Origin of the sequence: Antarctobacter aquimaris, from assembly GCF_900184945.1 — a bacterium.
Taxonomy (GTDB): domain Bacteria; phylum Pseudomonadota; class Alphaproteobacteria; order Rhodobacterales; family Rhodobacteraceae; genus Maliponia; species Maliponia aquimaris.
Genome location: NZ_FXYF01000002.1, coordinates 269,050 through 284,181 on the forward strand (window position 1 = coordinate 269,050; position 15,132 = coordinate 284,181).

At 66.7% G+C, this 15,132-nt stretch carries 15 protein-coding genes and 2 tRNA genes; 10 read left to right on the plus strand and 7 right to left on the minus strand.

Annotated features, from left to right (window positions below; translation table 11 throughout):
• Positions 1-75 precede the first annotated feature (75 nt).
• Positions 76-1,218 (plus strand): tRNA 2-thiouridine(34) synthase MnmA, encoded by a 1,143-nt coding sequence (gene mnmA, locus MAA8898_RS04025; protein WP_094019694.1) that lies wholly within the window; start codon positions 76-78, stop codon positions 1,216-1,218.
• Between the two features lie 164 nt (positions 1,219-1,382).
• Here mnmA and MAA8898_RS04030 read toward each other — a convergent pair whose 3' ends face one another.
• The 4 genes from MAA8898_RS04030 to MAA8898_RS04045 are packed head-to-tail and all read right to left on the minus strand — an operon-like array spanning position 1,383 to position 5,661.
• On the minus strand, positions 1,383-2,591 hold the full coding sequence (locus MAA8898_RS04030; RefSeq protein ID WP_094019695.1) for a beta-ketoacyl-[acyl-carrier-protein] synthase family protein: 1,209 nt from the start codon (positions 2,589-2,591) through the stop codon (positions 1,383-1,385).
• On the minus strand, positions 2,588-2,848 hold the full coding sequence (locus MAA8898_RS04035; RefSeq protein WP_094019696.1) for an acyl carrier protein: 261 nt from the start codon (positions 2,846-2,848) through the stop codon (positions 2,588-2,590). Before MAA8898_RS04035 ends, MAA8898_RS04030 begins: the two co-directional genes overlap by 4 nt.
• A gap of 35 nt (positions 2,849-2,883) precedes the next feature.
• Complete coding sequence (gene lpxD, locus MAA8898_RS04040; protein ID WP_094019697.1) at positions 2,884-3,975, minus strand: UDP-3-O-(3-hydroxymyristoyl)glucosamine N-acyltransferase; 1,092 nt, start codon at positions 3,973-3,975, stop codon at positions 2,884-2,886.
• A 42-nt stretch (positions 3,976-4,017) separates the two neighbouring features.
• Positions 4,018-5,661: a L,D-transpeptidase family protein gene (locus tag MAA8898_RS04045; RefSeq protein WP_245853235.1), complete on the minus strand. Its 1,644-nt coding sequence runs from the start codon at positions 5,659-5,661 to the stop codon at positions 4,018-4,020.
• Positions 5,662-5,962: 301 nt separating this feature from the next.
• Between MAA8898_RS04045 and mepK the strand changes: the two genes are divergently transcribed.
• Positions 5,963-6,532 (plus strand): peptidoglycan L,D-endopeptidase MepK, encoded by a 570-nt coding sequence (mepK, locus tag MAA8898_RS04050; protein ID WP_094019699.1) that lies wholly within the window; start codon positions 5,963-5,965, stop codon positions 6,530-6,532.
• A 201-nt stretch (positions 6,533-6,733) separates the two neighbouring features.
• Here the strand turns inward: mepK and MAA8898_RS04055 are convergent.
• Positions 6,734-6,810 (minus strand) — tRNA-Asp (locus MAA8898_RS04055).
• A gap of 36 nt (positions 6,811-6,846) precedes the next feature.
• Positions 6,847-6,923: transfer RNA gene (locus MAA8898_RS04060), tRNA-Asp, on the minus strand.
• A gap of 341 nt (positions 6,924-7,264) precedes the next feature.
• Between MAA8898_RS04060 and MAA8898_RS04065 the strand changes: the two genes are divergently transcribed.
• Complete coding sequence (locus MAA8898_RS04065) at positions 7,265-7,933, plus strand: polysaccharide deacetylase family protein (RefSeq protein ID WP_245853236.1); 669 nt, start codon at positions 7,265-7,267, stop codon at positions 7,931-7,933.
• A gap of 68 nt (positions 7,934-8,001) precedes the next feature.
• Here the strand turns inward: MAA8898_RS04065 and MAA8898_RS04070 are convergent, their stop codons facing one another.
• Positions 8,002-8,940 carry a pirin family protein gene (locus MAA8898_RS04070; RefSeq protein WP_094019701.1) on the minus strand — a complete coding sequence of 313 codons (939 nt, stop codon included), beginning with the start codon at positions 8,938-8,940 and terminating at the stop codon, positions 8,002-8,004.
• A gap of 229 nt (positions 8,941-9,169) precedes the next feature.
• Here MAA8898_RS04070 and MAA8898_RS04075 point away from each other — a divergent pair, with 229 nt between their 5' ends.
• The 7 genes from MAA8898_RS04075 to tpiA all read left to right on the plus strand — a co-directional run bounded on the left by MAA8898_RS04075 (position 9,170) and on the right by tpiA (position 15,039).
• Entirely contained in the window at positions 9,170-9,997 is an 828-nt protein-coding gene (locus tag MAA8898_RS04075; RefSeq protein WP_094019702.1) for a LytTR family DNA-binding domain-containing protein, read from the plus strand.
• 103 nt (positions 9,998-10,100) lie between these two features.
• Entirely contained in the window at positions 10,101-11,486 is a 1,386-nt protein-coding gene (gene rimK / locus MAA8898_RS04080; RefSeq protein ID WP_094020001.1) for a 30S ribosomal protein S6--L-glutamate ligase, read from the plus strand.
• 136 nt (positions 11,487-11,622) lie between these two features.
• Positions 11,623-11,985, plus strand: a complete 363-nt coding sequence (locus MAA8898_RS04085; protein ID WP_094019703.1) for an SUF system Fe-S cluster assembly protein — start codon at positions 11,623-11,625, stop codon at positions 11,983-11,985.
• Between the two features lie 66 nt (positions 11,986-12,051).
• Positions 12,052-13,251, plus strand: coding sequence for a multidrug effflux MFS transporter (locus MAA8898_RS04090; protein ID WP_094019704.1), 1,200 nt, complete (start codon positions 12,052-12,054; stop codon positions 13,249-13,251).
• Between the two features lie 29 nt (positions 13,252-13,280).
• Entirely contained in the window at positions 13,281-13,661 is a 381-nt protein-coding gene (locus MAA8898_RS04095; RefSeq protein ID WP_094019705.1) for a HesB/IscA family protein, read from the plus strand.
• Entirely contained in the window at positions 13,658-13,981 is a 324-nt protein-coding gene (locus MAA8898_RS04100) for a TfoX/Sxy family protein (RefSeq protein ID WP_094019706.1), read from the plus strand. Before MAA8898_RS04095 ends, MAA8898_RS04100 begins: the two co-directional genes overlap by 4 nt.
• A gap of 302 nt (positions 13,982-14,283) precedes the next feature.
• The gene (tpiA, locus tag MAA8898_RS04105; protein ID WP_094019707.1) at positions 14,284-15,039 is read left to right on the plus strand and encodes a triose-phosphate isomerase; all 756 of its coding nucleotides are present in this window, start codon (positions 14,284-14,286) and stop codon (positions 15,037-15,039) included.
• The last annotated feature ends 93 nt before the right edge of the window (positions 15,040-15,132 follow it).

The window sequence follows — 15,132 nt, forward strand, 5'->3', positions numbered from 1 at the left end:
TAACGACGGCTGAAACAGCCCCTTGAGAGTATTTCGGATTTTCCTATATTATCCGCCATTCCAAGGAGAGACCCGATGCCCCTCGACACGCGCCCGCTGAACTCGCTGGGCCTGCCCAAGCCGCCGTCCGAAACCCGCGTCGTCGTCGCCATGTCCGGCGGCGTCGACAGTTCGGTCGTGGCCGCGATGCTCAAGGACGAAGGCTACGACGTGGTCGGCGTGACGCTGCAACTCTATGACCACGGCGCGGCGCTCGCCAAGAAAGGCGCCTGCTGCGCCGGGATCGACATCCACGATGCGCGCCGGGTGGCCGAATCGATGGGCTTTCCGCACTACGTCCTCGACTACGAGAACATCTTCCGCGAGGCGGTGATCGACGAATTCGCCGACAGCTACCTCGGCGGCGCCACGCCCGTGCCCTGCATCCGCTGCAACGAACGGGTCAAGTTCAAGGACCTGCTGGAAACCGCCAAGGACCTCGAGGCCGACTGCATGGCCACCGGGCATTACATCCAGCGTCTCATGGGCAAGAACGGCCCGGAACTGCACTGCGCCGAGGACGCCGCGCGCGACCAGAGCTATTTCCTGTTCTCAACCACCCCGGAGCAGCTGGCTTTCCTGCGCTTCCCTCTGGGCCATCTGCCGTCCAAGGACGCGACCCGCGCGCTGGCCGCGAAATACGGCCTCAGCGTGGCGAAGAAGCCCGACAGCCAGGACATCTGCTTTGTCCCCGACGGCAACTATGCCGCGGTGATCGAGAAACTGCGCCCCGGCTCCGCCGAACCGGGCGAGATCGTGCACGCCGACGGCCGTGTCCTCGGGCAGCACCACGGGGTGATCCACTACACCATCGGTCAGCGCCGCGGGCTCGGCATCGGCGGACTGACCGAACCGCTCTACGTGGTCCGGCTCGACGTGGACAACCGCCGCGTCATCGTCGGCCCAAAGGAGATGCTCGCCACACGCACCATCCCGGTGCGCGAGATCAACTGGCTGGGTGACGTCCCCTTCACCTCGCGCGCGGAATGGCCGCTCAGCGTCAAGGTCCGCTCCACCCGCCCCCCGCGCGAGGCGATCGTCCGGCCGGTCTCGGACACCGAAGCCGAGGTCGAGTTGCTCGCCGCCGAGGAAGGCGTCAGCCCCGGCCAGGCCTGCGTCTTCTACGCGCCGGAAGGCTCGCGCATCCACGGCGGCGGCTGGATCTGGCGCGGCCGCTGATCCTCCAGCACATCACGGTTTCTTCTGGCAGGAAATATCCCGGGGGAGTCCCGGACCCGGTCCGGGACGGGGGCAGCGCCCCCACTCCGAGGCGACCGCCAAAGGCGGACGACGAGATGACCTGCGCGCCGCAGGCGCTCAATCGGATCACGAGAAAAAGGGTCTCAGACCTTCCCCAGCGCCAGCACCGCGTTCAGCCCGCCAAAGGCGAAGGCATTCGACAACACCACGTCGACCTGCGCCTCGCGCGCCACGTTCGGCACCACGTCCAGCGCGCATTCCGGGTCCGGCTCCTCGTAGCCGATGGTCGGGGCGATGATGCCGTCCTTCAGCGCCATCAGGCAGGCCAGCAGTTCCACCGCGCCGGTGCCGCCGATCAGGTGGCCGTGCATCGACTTGGTCGAGGAAATCATCAGGTCATCCGCATGGGTGCCGAAGACATCCGCCACCGCCGCGCATTCCGTCTTGTCGTTGGCCGCGGTCCCGGTGCCATGCGCGTTGATGTAGCCGACGCGCGTCTTGGCGATGCGGCCATCCTTCAGCGCGCCGGCAATCGCCCGCGCCGCGCCCTGCTTGGAGGGCATCACGATGTCGGCTGCGTCCGAGGTCATGGCAAAGCCCAGAACCTCGCCCAGGATCTCGGCGCCGCGCGCCCGCGCGTGCTCGTAGTCCTCGAAGACAAAAACGCCGGCGCCCTCGCCCTGCACCATGCCGTTGCGCGTGGCGCTGAACGGGCGGCAAGCGTCCTTGGACATGACACGCAGCCCTTCCCAGGCCTTCACCCCGCCAAAGCACAGCATGGATTCCGAGCCGCCGGTGATCACCGCGGTACACATCCCCGTACGGATCATCTGAAAGGCCTGCCCCATGGCATGGTTCGAGCTGGCGCAGGCGGTCGCCACCGTGAAACACGGTCCCTTGACGTTGAACTCCATGCTGACGTGGCTGGTGGCCGCGTTGTTCATCAGCTTGGGCACGACAAAAGGATGCACCCGGTTCTTGCCCTCTTCGTAGACCGCCCGGTAATTGTCGTCCTGGGTGATCAGCCCACCGCCCGAGGTGCCCAGCACCACGCCGGAGGTGTTGGCCAGCTCACCGGAGAAATCCAGCCCCGACTGCGCCATCGCCTGCCGCGCCGCGATCAGGGTGAACTGGGTGAAACGGTCGTACAGCACCAGCTGTTGACGGTTGAACACCGTCTCGGGGTCGAAATCCTTGACCTGCCCGCCGATGCGGATGGCCAGCCGTTCGACATCGCGGAACTGCAACTCGGAGATGCCGCAGCGCCCCTCGCGCATCGCCTCCAGCGTGCTGGGCACGTCCTGCCCCAGCGCGTTGATCGTTCCCGCGCCGGTGATGACGACTCGGTTCACGTCTTCTGCTCGGCCAGCAGCTTTTCGATCCCCTCGACGATCTTCGCCACCGAGGAGATGTCGAAGTCAGAGCCTTTGGGGTCATTGGCGTTGAAGGGGACGGAGATGTCGAACCGCTCCTCGATGGCAAAGATCGACTCCACCAGCCCCAGCGAGTCGATCCCCAGTTCTTCGGGCGTGCTTTCCATCGTCACGTCCGAGACATCGAGCATCGCCTGTTCGGCGATGATCTCGAACACCTGTTGCCTGACGTCCATCGCTTGCGCCTCTTTCTTGCCGAATTGCCGGGTATCTAGTCGTTTCCCCTGTCCTTTGAAACCGCTTTCTTGAGCTCTGTGACCTCACGGAACAGGCGAGGAAGACGCCGCAGCGCCTTGTAGGCCTCGACGTGAGTTTCCATCTTCATCGCCGGGTAACCCAGCATCACCCGGCCCGCCGGCACGTTGGCCAGGGCGATGGTTGCCCCGCCGAGGATCGCCCGGTCGCCGACACGGATGTTGTCCGACAGGCCCACCTTGCCGCCCAGCACCACGCCGTCGCCCACCACCGTCGACCCGGCGACCCCAACCTGCGAACAGAGCAGGCAGTCGCGGCCGATCACCACGTTGTGGCCCAGCTGCACGAGGTTGTCGATCTTGGTGCCCGATCCGACCCGCGTGTCGCGGATCGTGCCCTTGTCGATGGTGCTGCCCGCGCCGACCTCGACATCGTCGCCGATGGTCACGCCGCCCAGGCTGGCGATCCGCGCCCAGGCCTGCGTCTCGGCCGTGCCTTCGCCGCCCAGCGAGGCGCGCGCCTTCTCGACGCCCGACACCTCGGGGGTGACAAAGGAAAACCCGTCACCGCCGATCACCACGCCCGGCTGCGCGATGAACCGGTCGCCGATCACCGCCCGCGCCATGATCCGCACGCCCGCGTGCAGCAGCGCCCCCGCGCCGACCCGGGTGTCCGCGCCCACGTAGCACTGCGGCCCGATGACTGATCCGGGGCCGATCTCGGCCCCCGCCTCGATCACGGTGAAGGGCCCGACCGACACGCCGTCACCCAGCCGCGCGCCGGGATCGACCAGGGCCGCAGGGTGGATGCCCGACGGATAGCCCGGCCCCGGGTCCATCTTGCCGGTGAGGCCGGACATGGCATAGCGCGGCCGCGCCGGCAGCAGCGCCGCCGCCAGGCCCATCGCCCGCCAGTCCGCGCCCTGCCACAACAGCGCAGCGCGCGCCTGCCCCTCCGGCAACCGCGCGGCATACTCTGGCTTTGTCGCCATGGCGATCTGGTCGGGCCGCGCGTCCTGCGGCTCGGCCAGGCCGGTCACGGCCAGAGACAGATCACCCTCGGCCATCAGGCCGAGGGCGTTGGCGATGTCTTCGAGGGTGAACGTCATGCAATCTCCGGGACGCGGCGGCATCAGGTGTCCCGGCGGTGTTTAGCTGCGCCCGGTGCGCAGGGCCACCCCTTCGTTCTCGAGCGCGCGCCACAGGATCGCGTCGCGGCCATAGACGTCGTCGCGGTAGTTCACCTGGCCTTTCGCCGTGGTATAGGCGGTGCGGTAGATCAGGTGCACCGGCACCGGCGTCTCGAGCATGACCTTGGTGTTCACGCCCGATTTCCAGGTGGTCTGGAAGAAGTCCACCGGGTTGTCCATCTGCCTCGACAGCAGCGCATAGGCAAACTCGTGCGGATCATCGAGACGGATGCAGCCATGACTGAAGGTCCGCACCTCGCGCGAGAACAGGTTCTGCGAGGGCGTGTCGTGCAGGTAGATGTTGTACTGGTTCGGGAACATGAACTTGACCGATCCCAGCGCATTGCCCGGCCCCGGCGGCTGCCGCATGGTGAACGGGAAGTTGCCCGAGGCGGCGTAGGAAAAAGCCGTGTCGCGGCTGACCACGCGGCCGCGATAGTCGACGATCTCGAGGTGCCCGGCGGCATAGGGGTTCGACCGCAGCGCCGGCAGGTATTCCCCGTTGATGATCGACTGCGGCACGTACCAGTAGGGGTTGATCACCATGTGTTCCATGATGTCCGAGAACTCGGGCGTCTGGCGGTCGCGGTCCTGCGCGCCGATCACCGATTTGGTTTCAAAGGTGACCTTTTCATTGTCCATGATGCGGGCATGGAAATCGACCAGGTTGACCAGGATGTGCCGCTCGCCGCGTCCGCCGGGCAGGTTCAGCCAACGCTCGCGTTCCATCGCCACCATGATCGACTTCAGCCGCTCTTCCGGCGAGACATTGATCGCCCGGATGGTCGAGGTGCCGGCAACGCCGTCGGCGGGCAGCGCGTGATCCTCCTGGAATTCGCGCACCGCGGCCTCCAGCTCGGCATCGTAGGCCGAGGACAGCGACGGCGTCATGTATTCCATCGCAACGAGCCGGTTGCGCAGGGCGACGACGGCGGGGCTGCTCTGGCCCGGATCGAGCCGGCCGCTCTGGACCATGGGGCCCCATCCGCCCTGCCGGATCCGGTGTTCCAGCCGCAGCTTGGCCCGCATCAGGCGCGAATACTCCGGGCTGCTCGGCACCAGGCTGAGGAACACCGCCCTGGGGTCCTCGTCGACCAGGCGGGTCAGCAGGACCTGCGGGTCGGGGCGCGGCAGGTCGCGCTTGATCAGGTCGACCACCTCGCCCGGTTCCAGCACGCCGGAACTCAGGTCGTTGGCAAAGCGCAGGAAGGTGCGGGTCAGCTCGATCTCCAGCAGCCCGCGCGACCGCCCGTCGCCCGCCGTCTGGGCCATCCGGCGCAACAGGTCGCCGGCGCGGTAGCGGTTCGGCGGCAGGCCGTGGTCGTCGGCCATGTCGAAGGCCTCGATCAGGGCAAGGCGCCGCGCGCGGGCATCCTCGCCCTCACCGGTCCAGATCGGGGCGAAATCCCGCGCCCGGTAGAAGGCGGCCATGCCCTCGTTGTCGGCGATGTTCTCGGCGACCGCCTGCTTGAATGTCGTGACCTTCAGGTTCAGCCCGTCCTCTGCGGCAGCGGCGGGAAATGCCGCCAGCCAGACCGCGCCCGCCGTGGCCAGTGCCGTCACCACCCTCCGGACCTGCTTTCCATGCATACCAAAATCCTTCATCTGAACCGTTTTCCCGTATACCACCCTGGCGAACCCGCCGTCGCGCTGTCCACTCACAAGTATGACAGGAAGAGGCCCGGGGCAAAAGGATATCCGCGATGCGCATTCTCGCCACAGTCCCGGCTGCATGCGCAGGAATTCGCCAATTCCCCCTTGATCATTAGAAATCATCATAAATCGCTCTTTTTGGCCAAGTCGATTCGTGTAATACAACGGGAGACATCTGGGGATAGATGGCAGAGCGGGTGCACAACGATGCGCCCACAGGTAACTCACGGCGACTACGGGACAGGCGCTTATCATGGCAGAGACGACTTCAGGCGGCTTCACGCGCCGCGCACTTCTTGGCGCGTTTGCAGCATCGGCAATCACTGCAGCTCCGACCTACTCGCAGGCAGCAGGCTTTCTCCGCGGCGCAGGCGACGTTCGCCGCATCCGCATGTACGCGGGCCGCACGGGTGAACGCATCGACATGATCTACTGGATCGAAGGCGATTACCTCGCCGACGCGATCAAGGAGATCAATTTTTTCATGCGCGACTGGCGGTCGAACGAGGTCAAATCCATCGACACGCGGACCATCGACATCATGGCCGCGGCGCACAACCTGCTGGACGTGTCCGAGCCTTACATGCTGATCTCGGGCTATCGCAGCCCATCGACCAATGCGATGCTGCGCGCCCGGTCTTCGGGCGTCGCCAAGAATTCGCGCCACCTTCTGGGGCAGGCAGCGGATCTTCAGCTGTCGTCGCGTTCGGTTCACCAGATGTACAAGGCCGCCGCAGCGTGCAACGCCGGCGGTGTCGGCAGGTACTCCAAATCCAACTTTGTCCACATGGACTGCGGCCCCGTCCGTACCTGGGGCAGCTGATCAATCCCCCTCTTCCTGCATCATGTCCCACACAGCGTCCCTTTCGGGGCGCTTTTTCATTTGTGCAACAAAGCGCCGACTCGGGACAGTCAGGTTTTCCATACGTTTTGAACCAAACCGCTGCGGCCGGCTCAACCAGACAACTCAAAGCGGCGGAAATGGTTCCGCCACCTGCCCCAAGGTCATTCTGATGAGGAAAAGTGGCGCGGTTGACGGGGCTCGAACCCGCGACCCCCGGCGTGACAGGCCGGTACTCTAACCAACTGAGCTACAACCGCGCTATCGCGTCTGGCCGCTGGACCTCGGGGCAGTGATGGCGCGGTTGACGGGGCTCGAACCCGCGACCCCCGGCGTGACAGGCCGGTACTCTAACCAACTGAGCTACAACCGCATCGCTGCCGCCGAGACCGCTTGGCCTTGGCGTGAGTGGCCTTCTATGCGCAGCCCCCAGCCCCGTCAAGCGCTTTTCCTGCCTCGAAACCGCGCAATTTTCACACGTGCGCAAAGGTCCGCCGTGGCGCATTAGTCACGCATTGACTTCGGAAAATTTCCGAATCCGGGAATCGCCTTGCAAAACAGGCCTCGACCCGGCTTGACTTGACGGGTCTGCTTATCCCCTCCTGCCAAGGTCTTGCCATGTCAGTTCTTTCGCGTCGGGCGTTCCTGTCCGTCGGCACAGCCGCAATCGCCCTGTCGCGACCCGCCGAACTGATGGCCGCACCCGACATTGCCTTGCCTGACGACGCCCTCACGCCGGATCCGGTGACCGTCACGGCGGTCAGAACCTCGACCCCGGTTGTCGGCCTGACCTTCGACGACGGGCCGCACCCGACGCTGACCCCGATCCTGCTTGATCTGCTCCGGGCGCGCGGCCAGCGCGCCACGTTCTACCTGATCGGAAACAGGGTGGTAACCTGGCCGGATATTGTCAAGCGGATCGCCGACGAAGGTCACGAGATCGGCAACCACACGTGGTCGCACCCGAACCTGGCAGGTTATTCCGATTCTTACGTGCTGAACCAGATCGACCGCACCTCGGACGCGATCTACAGGATCACCGGCCGCCTGCCCGTCACCTTTCGTCCGCCCTACGGCGCCTTCACCCAGCGGCAGCGCGTCATGCTGCACAACGCCCGCGGGTTGCCGACGGTCCTGTGGTCGGTCGATCCGCAGGACTGGCGCCGTCCCGGGGCCAGCGTCGTCGCCAGCCGCATCCTGTCGCATTCGCGCCCCGGCTCGATCATCCTGACCCACGACATCCAGAGCGGCACCGTCCGCGCCATGCCCAGCACGCTCGACGGCCTGGCCGCGCGCGGCTACTGGTGTGGCACGATGAGCCAGATGATGGGCTGGCCGCTCTGGCAGAACCGCGACTTCGAACAACTGGTCGCCGGCGGCTGACCGCAGGCGCCGCGCGCCCGGACTGACAGGCCACCGCGGCGCCCCGTCCGGACCGGGGCAAAGTCCGTTCAACGGTCCGGCAGCGGGATGAACTCTGCATCATCGCCGGGCGGCAGCTGGAAACGGCCGTGTTCCCAATCGCCCCGCCGCCAGGCTTCCTTGGCCTCTTCGATGCGTTCGCGCGACGAGGCGACGAAATTCCACCAGATGTAGCGGCTGCCTTCCAGTGTCTCACCCCCCAGCAGCATCAGCCGCGCGCCCTGCGGCCCGGCCTTGACCGAGACCCGGTCGCCGGGGCGAAAGACCATCATCCGCCCCGACTCGAAGCGCTGTCCCGCCACCTCCACATCGCCCTCGACGACGTAGACGCCGCGGTCCTCATGCGTGTCCGGCAACGGGATCGCGGCCCCGGCCTGCAACACCGCGTCGGCATAGAACATCTCCGACGCCGTCTCGACCGGCGCCCGTTCACCCCAGGCCGTCCCAAGGATCAGCCGCACCGTCTTGCCTTCGCCGTCCAGTTCCGGAAGCGCCTCACGCGGGGCGTGTTGAAAGGCTGCCGCGCTGTCCTCGCGGACCTTGGGCAGCGCCACCCAGGTCTGGATGCCGAAGAAGGGCATGGGATCGGTCTGGGTGGCATCGTCGGTGCGCTCGGAATGGGTGATCCCCCGGCCTGCCACCATCCAGTTGACGGCGCCGGGTTCGATCCACTTGTCGGTGCCCAGGCTGTCGCGGTGGTGCATCCGCCCGCGATAGAGATAGCTGATCGTCGCCAGCCCGATGTGCGGATGCGGCCGCACGTCCAGCCCGCGTGTCGGCAACAGCTCGGCCGGACCCATCTGGTCGAAGAAGATGAACGGCCCGACCATCTGCCGCCGCGGCGCCGGCAAGGCGCGGCGCACTTCGAACCCGCCCAGGTCGCGGGCGCGCGGGACGATGACAGTCTCGATGCTGTCCACGTCGTCTCCTGTGGGGCAATGTGGCTCTAGGGCGGGATTCCAGCTCATGTCAGGTTCTCCGATTGGCTCTGCCGAAAGCATAGCCTAAAGGTATTCGCACACAATCGCACGTGGCGGACATATTCTGTTTCTTTTTGAACAGGCGGCGAAACGGCGATGCCTTCAAAAAAGTTGGCATGTCACCTATTCCGGTGTGAAACCGGGCTGCGGCCTGCTACCTGAATGTATAGTTTTCCGCCAAGCCGGGTTTCCTCAACGAAGGTCGAACAGAACCGCCGTGACCGCACCCTCACCACCGACCCTGACGTTCTTTGACATCCTTGGTGGCCGCTTCACGCTGGCGCCGGAGGAGTTCGTGGGCCTGCTGCGGTCGAAAACGACGCAGACTTACCTCGTTGCGGTCTACGTCCTGCTGTTGGCGACGGATTCGCCGGCGATCCTGGGCAGGATCCACATCCTGTTGGTTCTGGCGGTCTGGTGCGTGGTGATGGGAACCTTCCTGGCAGCGGTCTGGCTGACCGTTTCGGCCATGGCCCGGCTCCAGCGCCTGACGGGCGCCCGGATCTGGCCGGGGCCGTTGATCGTGCTGTCCGCGCTGACGCCTGCGATCATCGCCGGAGAAGGCCTGTTCTACCTCGCCGCGCAGGAACCGCTGGGGCTCCGGATCGTGCCGGACGTGCTGTTCTTCTGGTTGATCGCCGAAATGTTCGGCCTGATCTACTTTCGCTACGTGCGCGCCCATGTCGACCTCCGTGGCGCGGTCGCCGAAGCGATCCCGCTGCCGGCCGAGCGCAGCATCGTCATCGGCGCCGAACCTGTGCCGCTGTCCCGCCTGCGCCACATCGAGGCGCGCGAGCATCACATGCACGTCACTCTGGACGGCCAGACCCTGACCTTTCGCGCCCGTCTGGGCGACATCGTCGCGCAGACCGGCCCGCAGGACGGGTTTCAGCCGCACCGATCGTGGTGGGTGGCATCGCGGTCCGCGCGCGCCCTGCTCCACGACGGCAACCGGCACGTGCTGGAGCTCGAGGACGGCACCCGCGTTCCCGTGGCCCGCTCAAGGCTGGACGACGTGCGCCGCCACCTGGGCGCCGGGGCCTGACGTCACCGCCCCCTTGTTGCCGTCCGGGGAGGTTGTTAGGGGTGGCCCCGCGTCAGAGGAAGGCCCCGTGACCGTGACCGACAGGCAGGACCAGATACCCGACATGATACGATTTGGCTGGGAGGAGTGGGTTTCCCTGCCCGACCTCGGCCTGCCCGCGCTGCGCGCCAAGGTCGACACCGGGGCACGGACCTCGGCGCTGCATGCCTTCGACATCGAGACCTTTGGACCCGTGTCGGCGCCCAAGGTCCGCTTTACCGTGCATCCCGTCCCGGGGCGCGAAGACCTGGTGATCCCCTGTTCGGCGCGCATCGTCGACCGCCGCACCGTCACCTCGTCGAACGGCGAATCCGAACTGCGCTACGTGATCGCCTCGACCCTGCGCGTGGACGACGAAGCCTGGCGGATCGAGATGACCCTTTCGGATCGCTCGACCATGAATTCGCGCATGCTGCTGGGGCGCGAGGCGCTGAAAGATCACATCACCATCGTCGCCACCGACCGTTTCTTGCAGCCGAAACTCAGCTACGACGTCTACACCACCGCCCATGTCCGCACGAGCGCGCCGAACCGCGCGCTGCGCATCGCCGTCATGTCGCGCGAGGACAACTATTCGACCCGCCGCTTGGTGGAAGAGGGCGAAAAGCGCGGCCACACGGTCGAAGTCATCGACACCAACCGCTGCTACATGGCGATCAATGCCATGGCGCCCGAGGTGCATTACGATGGCAAGCGGTTGCCGCGCTACGACGCGGTGATTCCGCGTGTCGGCGCCTCGATCACCGCCTATGGCACCGCCGTCATCCGCCAGTTCGAAACCATCGGCACCTTTTGCGTGAACGGCTCCGAGGGCATCGCCGCCTCGCGGGACAAGCTGTTCGCTCATCAACTGATGGCCCGGCACAAGATCGGGATGCCCAACACCGCCTTTGCCGCCTCGCCCAAGGACACCCAGTCGCTGATGCGGCTGGTCGGCGCCGCGCCGCTGATCGTCAAGCTGCTGGAATCGACGCAGGGCAAGGGCGTGGTGCTGGCCGAAACCAAGAAGGCCGCCGAGTCGGTCATCGACGCCTTTCGCGGGCTCAAGGCGAACTTCCTCGTGCAGGACTTCGTCAAGGAGGCGGCGGGCGAGGACATCCGCTGCCTCGTGGTCGGCGGCAAGGTGGTCGCCTCGATGAAACGCACCGGGGCCGAGGGCGATTTCCGATCGAACCTGCATCGCGGCGGCTCGGCACAAATGGTGCGCATCACCAAGGAAGAGCGCGATGCCGCCGTACGCGCCGCGCGTGCCTTTCGGCTGAACCTGGCCGGGGTCGACCTGCTGCGCTCCGAGTCGGGGCCCAAGGTGCTGGAAGTGAACTCCAGCCCCGGGCTGGAAGGCATTGAGACCGCGACGAAAAAGAATATCGCGGCAACCCTGTACGAGCATATCGAGGCCAAGGTCCGCCCGGCCCCCGTACGCTCGAAACGGCGCATGAACGAGGAATAGCGCGCAAGGGCGACGCGGGCGGCGACCCCCGGGACCTGCGGCCGGTCAAAGGCGACGCAAAGGGGCGCAGGCCGCCCTTTACCCGGTGCGGCACTTTCCCTATATATTCTCTCAAGTATTCGCAGAAGGATCCGCCATGACCGAGCAGAACCCGCACCTGGAAGGCACCCCGCTGATCGCGCCCTCCAGCACGGACCATCCTCTGTACGATTCCGTGGTGGACGCCTGTCGCACGGTCTTTGACCCGGAGATCCCGGTCAACATCTACGACCTGGGCCTGGTCTACACGATCGAGATCAGCGACCAGTCCGAGGTCCGCATCGTCATGACGCTGACCGCCCCGGGCTGCCCCGTCGCCGGCGAGATGCCCGGCTGGGTCGCCGAAGCGGTGGAGCCGCTGCCGGGGGTCAAGCAGGTGGACGTCGACCTGACATGGGAGCCGCCGTGGGGCATGGACATGATGTCCGACGAGGCACGGCTCGAACTCGGCTTCATGTAACGCTGCGTCAGGCTGTCGCCGACGGCCGAAACAAAGATACACCATGGGCACATCGAAGCGGTGCCCATGCCCCCTGCCCCCACCAGACCACCCAGGCTGACGACGCTTGTCCTGATGACGATCCTCGGGATCGTCTCGGTGAACATGTTCCTGCCATCCCTGGCGAACATGGCGCGCGGCTTTGGCGTCACCTACGCGCAGGCCAGCCTGTCGATCTCGCTCTTCATGCTGGTGACGGCGGGCTTGCAGGTCGTGATCGGGCCGCTGTCGGATCTCTACGGGCGCCGCCCGGTGCTGCTGTGGTCGCTGGCGATCTTCACGCTGGCCTCGCTCGGCACCGCGCTGGCGGCGGATTTCACCACCTTCATGGTCTTTCGCGTGCTTCAGGCGGCGGTGATCGCGGGCAACGTGCTGTCGCGCGCCATCGTCCGCGACACGGTCCCGGCGCAGGAGGCGACCAGCCTGCTGGGCACCATCGGCATGGCCATCGCGCTGGGGCCGATGGTGGCTCCGGTGATTGGCGGCACGCTGGACCAGCTGCTGGGCTGGCGGGCAACGCTGTGGTGCTTCTTCGGTTTCGGCGCCGGGCTGCTCTGGCTCTGCATGGTCGATGTGGGAGAGACAAACGCCAGCCGGGGGCGCGGCTTTGCCGCCCATTTCAGCGCCTACCCGCACCTGCTGGGGGACCTGCGCTTCTGGTCCTACACGTTTTCCGTCGGTCTCGGGATCGGCATGTTCTTTGCCTTCCTGACCGGCACGCCGATCCTGACCGCCCGCGTCTTTGACCTGCCCGAAAGCCTCACCGGCCTGCTGGTCGGCCTGCCGCCGGTGGGCTTTGTCTGCGGCGCCTACCTGTCGCGCCGCCTGGGTCACCGGATCGCGCCCGCCCGCATGGTCATGGCCGGACGGCTGGTGTCTGCCGCCGGGATTGGTGCCGCGCTGCTGCTCTGGACGCTGGGTCCGCAAGCCGCGTGGAGCTTTTTCCTGTTGATGCCGGTCATCGGCCTCGCCAACGGTCTCAGCACGCCGGCCGGCACCGCCGGCGCGATGTCGGTGCGGCCGGACCTGGCCGGCAGCGCGGCAGGGCTGTCGGGCGCGCTGACCCTGGGCTGCGGCGCGGCGATGACTGGGCTGGCCGGCGCGCTCTTGGGCGCGGTGCCCGATCCCGCCCGCCTGCTCTGGCTGCTCTGGGGGCTGGCGCTGCTGTCGGTGCTGGCCGCCCTGCCGGCGCTGCGCCCCCTTGAGAGTGACCTCGCGAACCCCTAGGTTGAAGGCATAACCAACGGAGCCGATACATGTTCAGCATCCCCGGCAAGCAGGCCGTGACCATAACCCCCAAGGCGGTGGCCCAGATCCGCAAGCTGATGGACCGCGAGGGCCGCCATGGCCTCAAGATCGGCATCAAGAAGGGCGGCTGCGCGGGCATGGAGTACACCATGGCCTACGTCGACGCGCCCGAACCGAACGACGAGGTCATCGAACAGGACGGCGCGCGGGTGCTGATCGCCCCGATGGCGCAGATGTTCCTCTTTGGCACCGAAATCGACTACCAGACCTCGCTGCTCGAGTCGGGCTTCAAGTTCCGCAATCCCAACGTGGCGGACGCCTGTGGTTGCGGCGAGTCGATCAAGTTCAAGGACGTCGAGGAACTGTCCGCCGAGCGCGGCGAGGCATGAGCCTCTCGGCCGAGGAGATCGCCTTTGCGCGCGATCTTTTCTCCGGCCTGGGTGACATCACGACCCGCCGGATGATGGGCGGGCTGTGCCTCTACCACGAGGGCATGATCTTCGCGCTCATGCATTCGGACGGCAGCCTCTACCTCAAGGGCGCCGGCGCTTTTATCGACCGGCTCGAGGCGATGGGCTGCACCCGCTGGACCTACACCCGTGACACCGGCAAGACCGCGGCGATGCCCTACTGGACCCTGCCCGGCAGCGCGCTGGACGATCCCGAAGAGGCCGTGGCACTGGCACGCGAGGCGCTGCGCCACCTCTGAGGCTCTTGTGGCCAGGGACGGCGGGCGGGGCGATGTTGCGGCGCACGCCGCGACGAGCGCCGTTGCCGGACTCAGACTGTCTTCAGATGCGGTCAAGTCTCGTCGCAGCGCCGCGCCGGGTGATCGCCAGCGCACAAGATCGCAGAATCACGCGCGGCGATCCTGGCGGCATCCGGTCCGGGGAGCACCTCGCGCCTTCGTCAGACACGGTTCCCTTGTCACGAGGTCGCGTTTTCCGCGACCGGGCTTGACGCCACGCCCGGGGCGGTGACACTCCGCAAGGCACCGACACGGAGGAAACGATGCGACGCAAACTGGCCGCCGGAAACTGGAAGATGAACGGCACGCAGGCCGCGCTGGGGGAACTCACGGGGATTGCCGGTGCCGCCACGGAAAACGGCGCCGAAGTGCTGATCTGCCCGCCCGCGACGCTGATCGCCGCCGCCGTGGCCAAGGGCGCGGGCCTCGCCATCGGCGGGCAGGACTGCCACGCCAAGGCCAGCGGCGCGCACACCGGCGACATCTCCGCCGCCATGCTCAAGGACGCGGGCGCGACCTACGTCATCCTCGGCCACTCCGAGCGCCGCGCCGACCATGGCGAGACTGACGCGCTGGTCCGCGAAAAGACCCGTGCCGCCTGGGACGCGGGGCTGACGGCGGTGGTCTGCGTCGGCGAGACGCTGGACCAGCGCGACCACGCCAACACGCTGGACATCATCGGCGGCCAGCTGGCCGGGTCGATCCCCGACGGCGCCACCGCGCACCGTCTGGTGGTGGCCTACGAGCCGGTCTGGGCGATCGGCACCGGCAAGGTGCCGACGACGGACCAGATCGGCGAGGTGCACGACTTCATCCGCGCCCGGCTGGAACGCCGGTTCGGCGCCGGCGTCGGCCGCTCGACCCGCATCCTCTACGGCGGCTCGGTCAAGCCGTCGAACGCGACCGAGATCTTCGCCGTGCCGAACGTCGACGGCGCGCTGGTCGGCGGGGCCAGCCTCAAGGCCGCGGATTTCGTGCCGATCATCGAGGCTCTGAACGCCGCCGCGCCGGAGGCTTGAGGCGCCTGCCGCCACGTGACCTTCGAAGCCCATGACTTCGCGGACAGACGCAGGACGCCGTGTAGGCTGGAGGCTACCCCACCGCACAGCCCG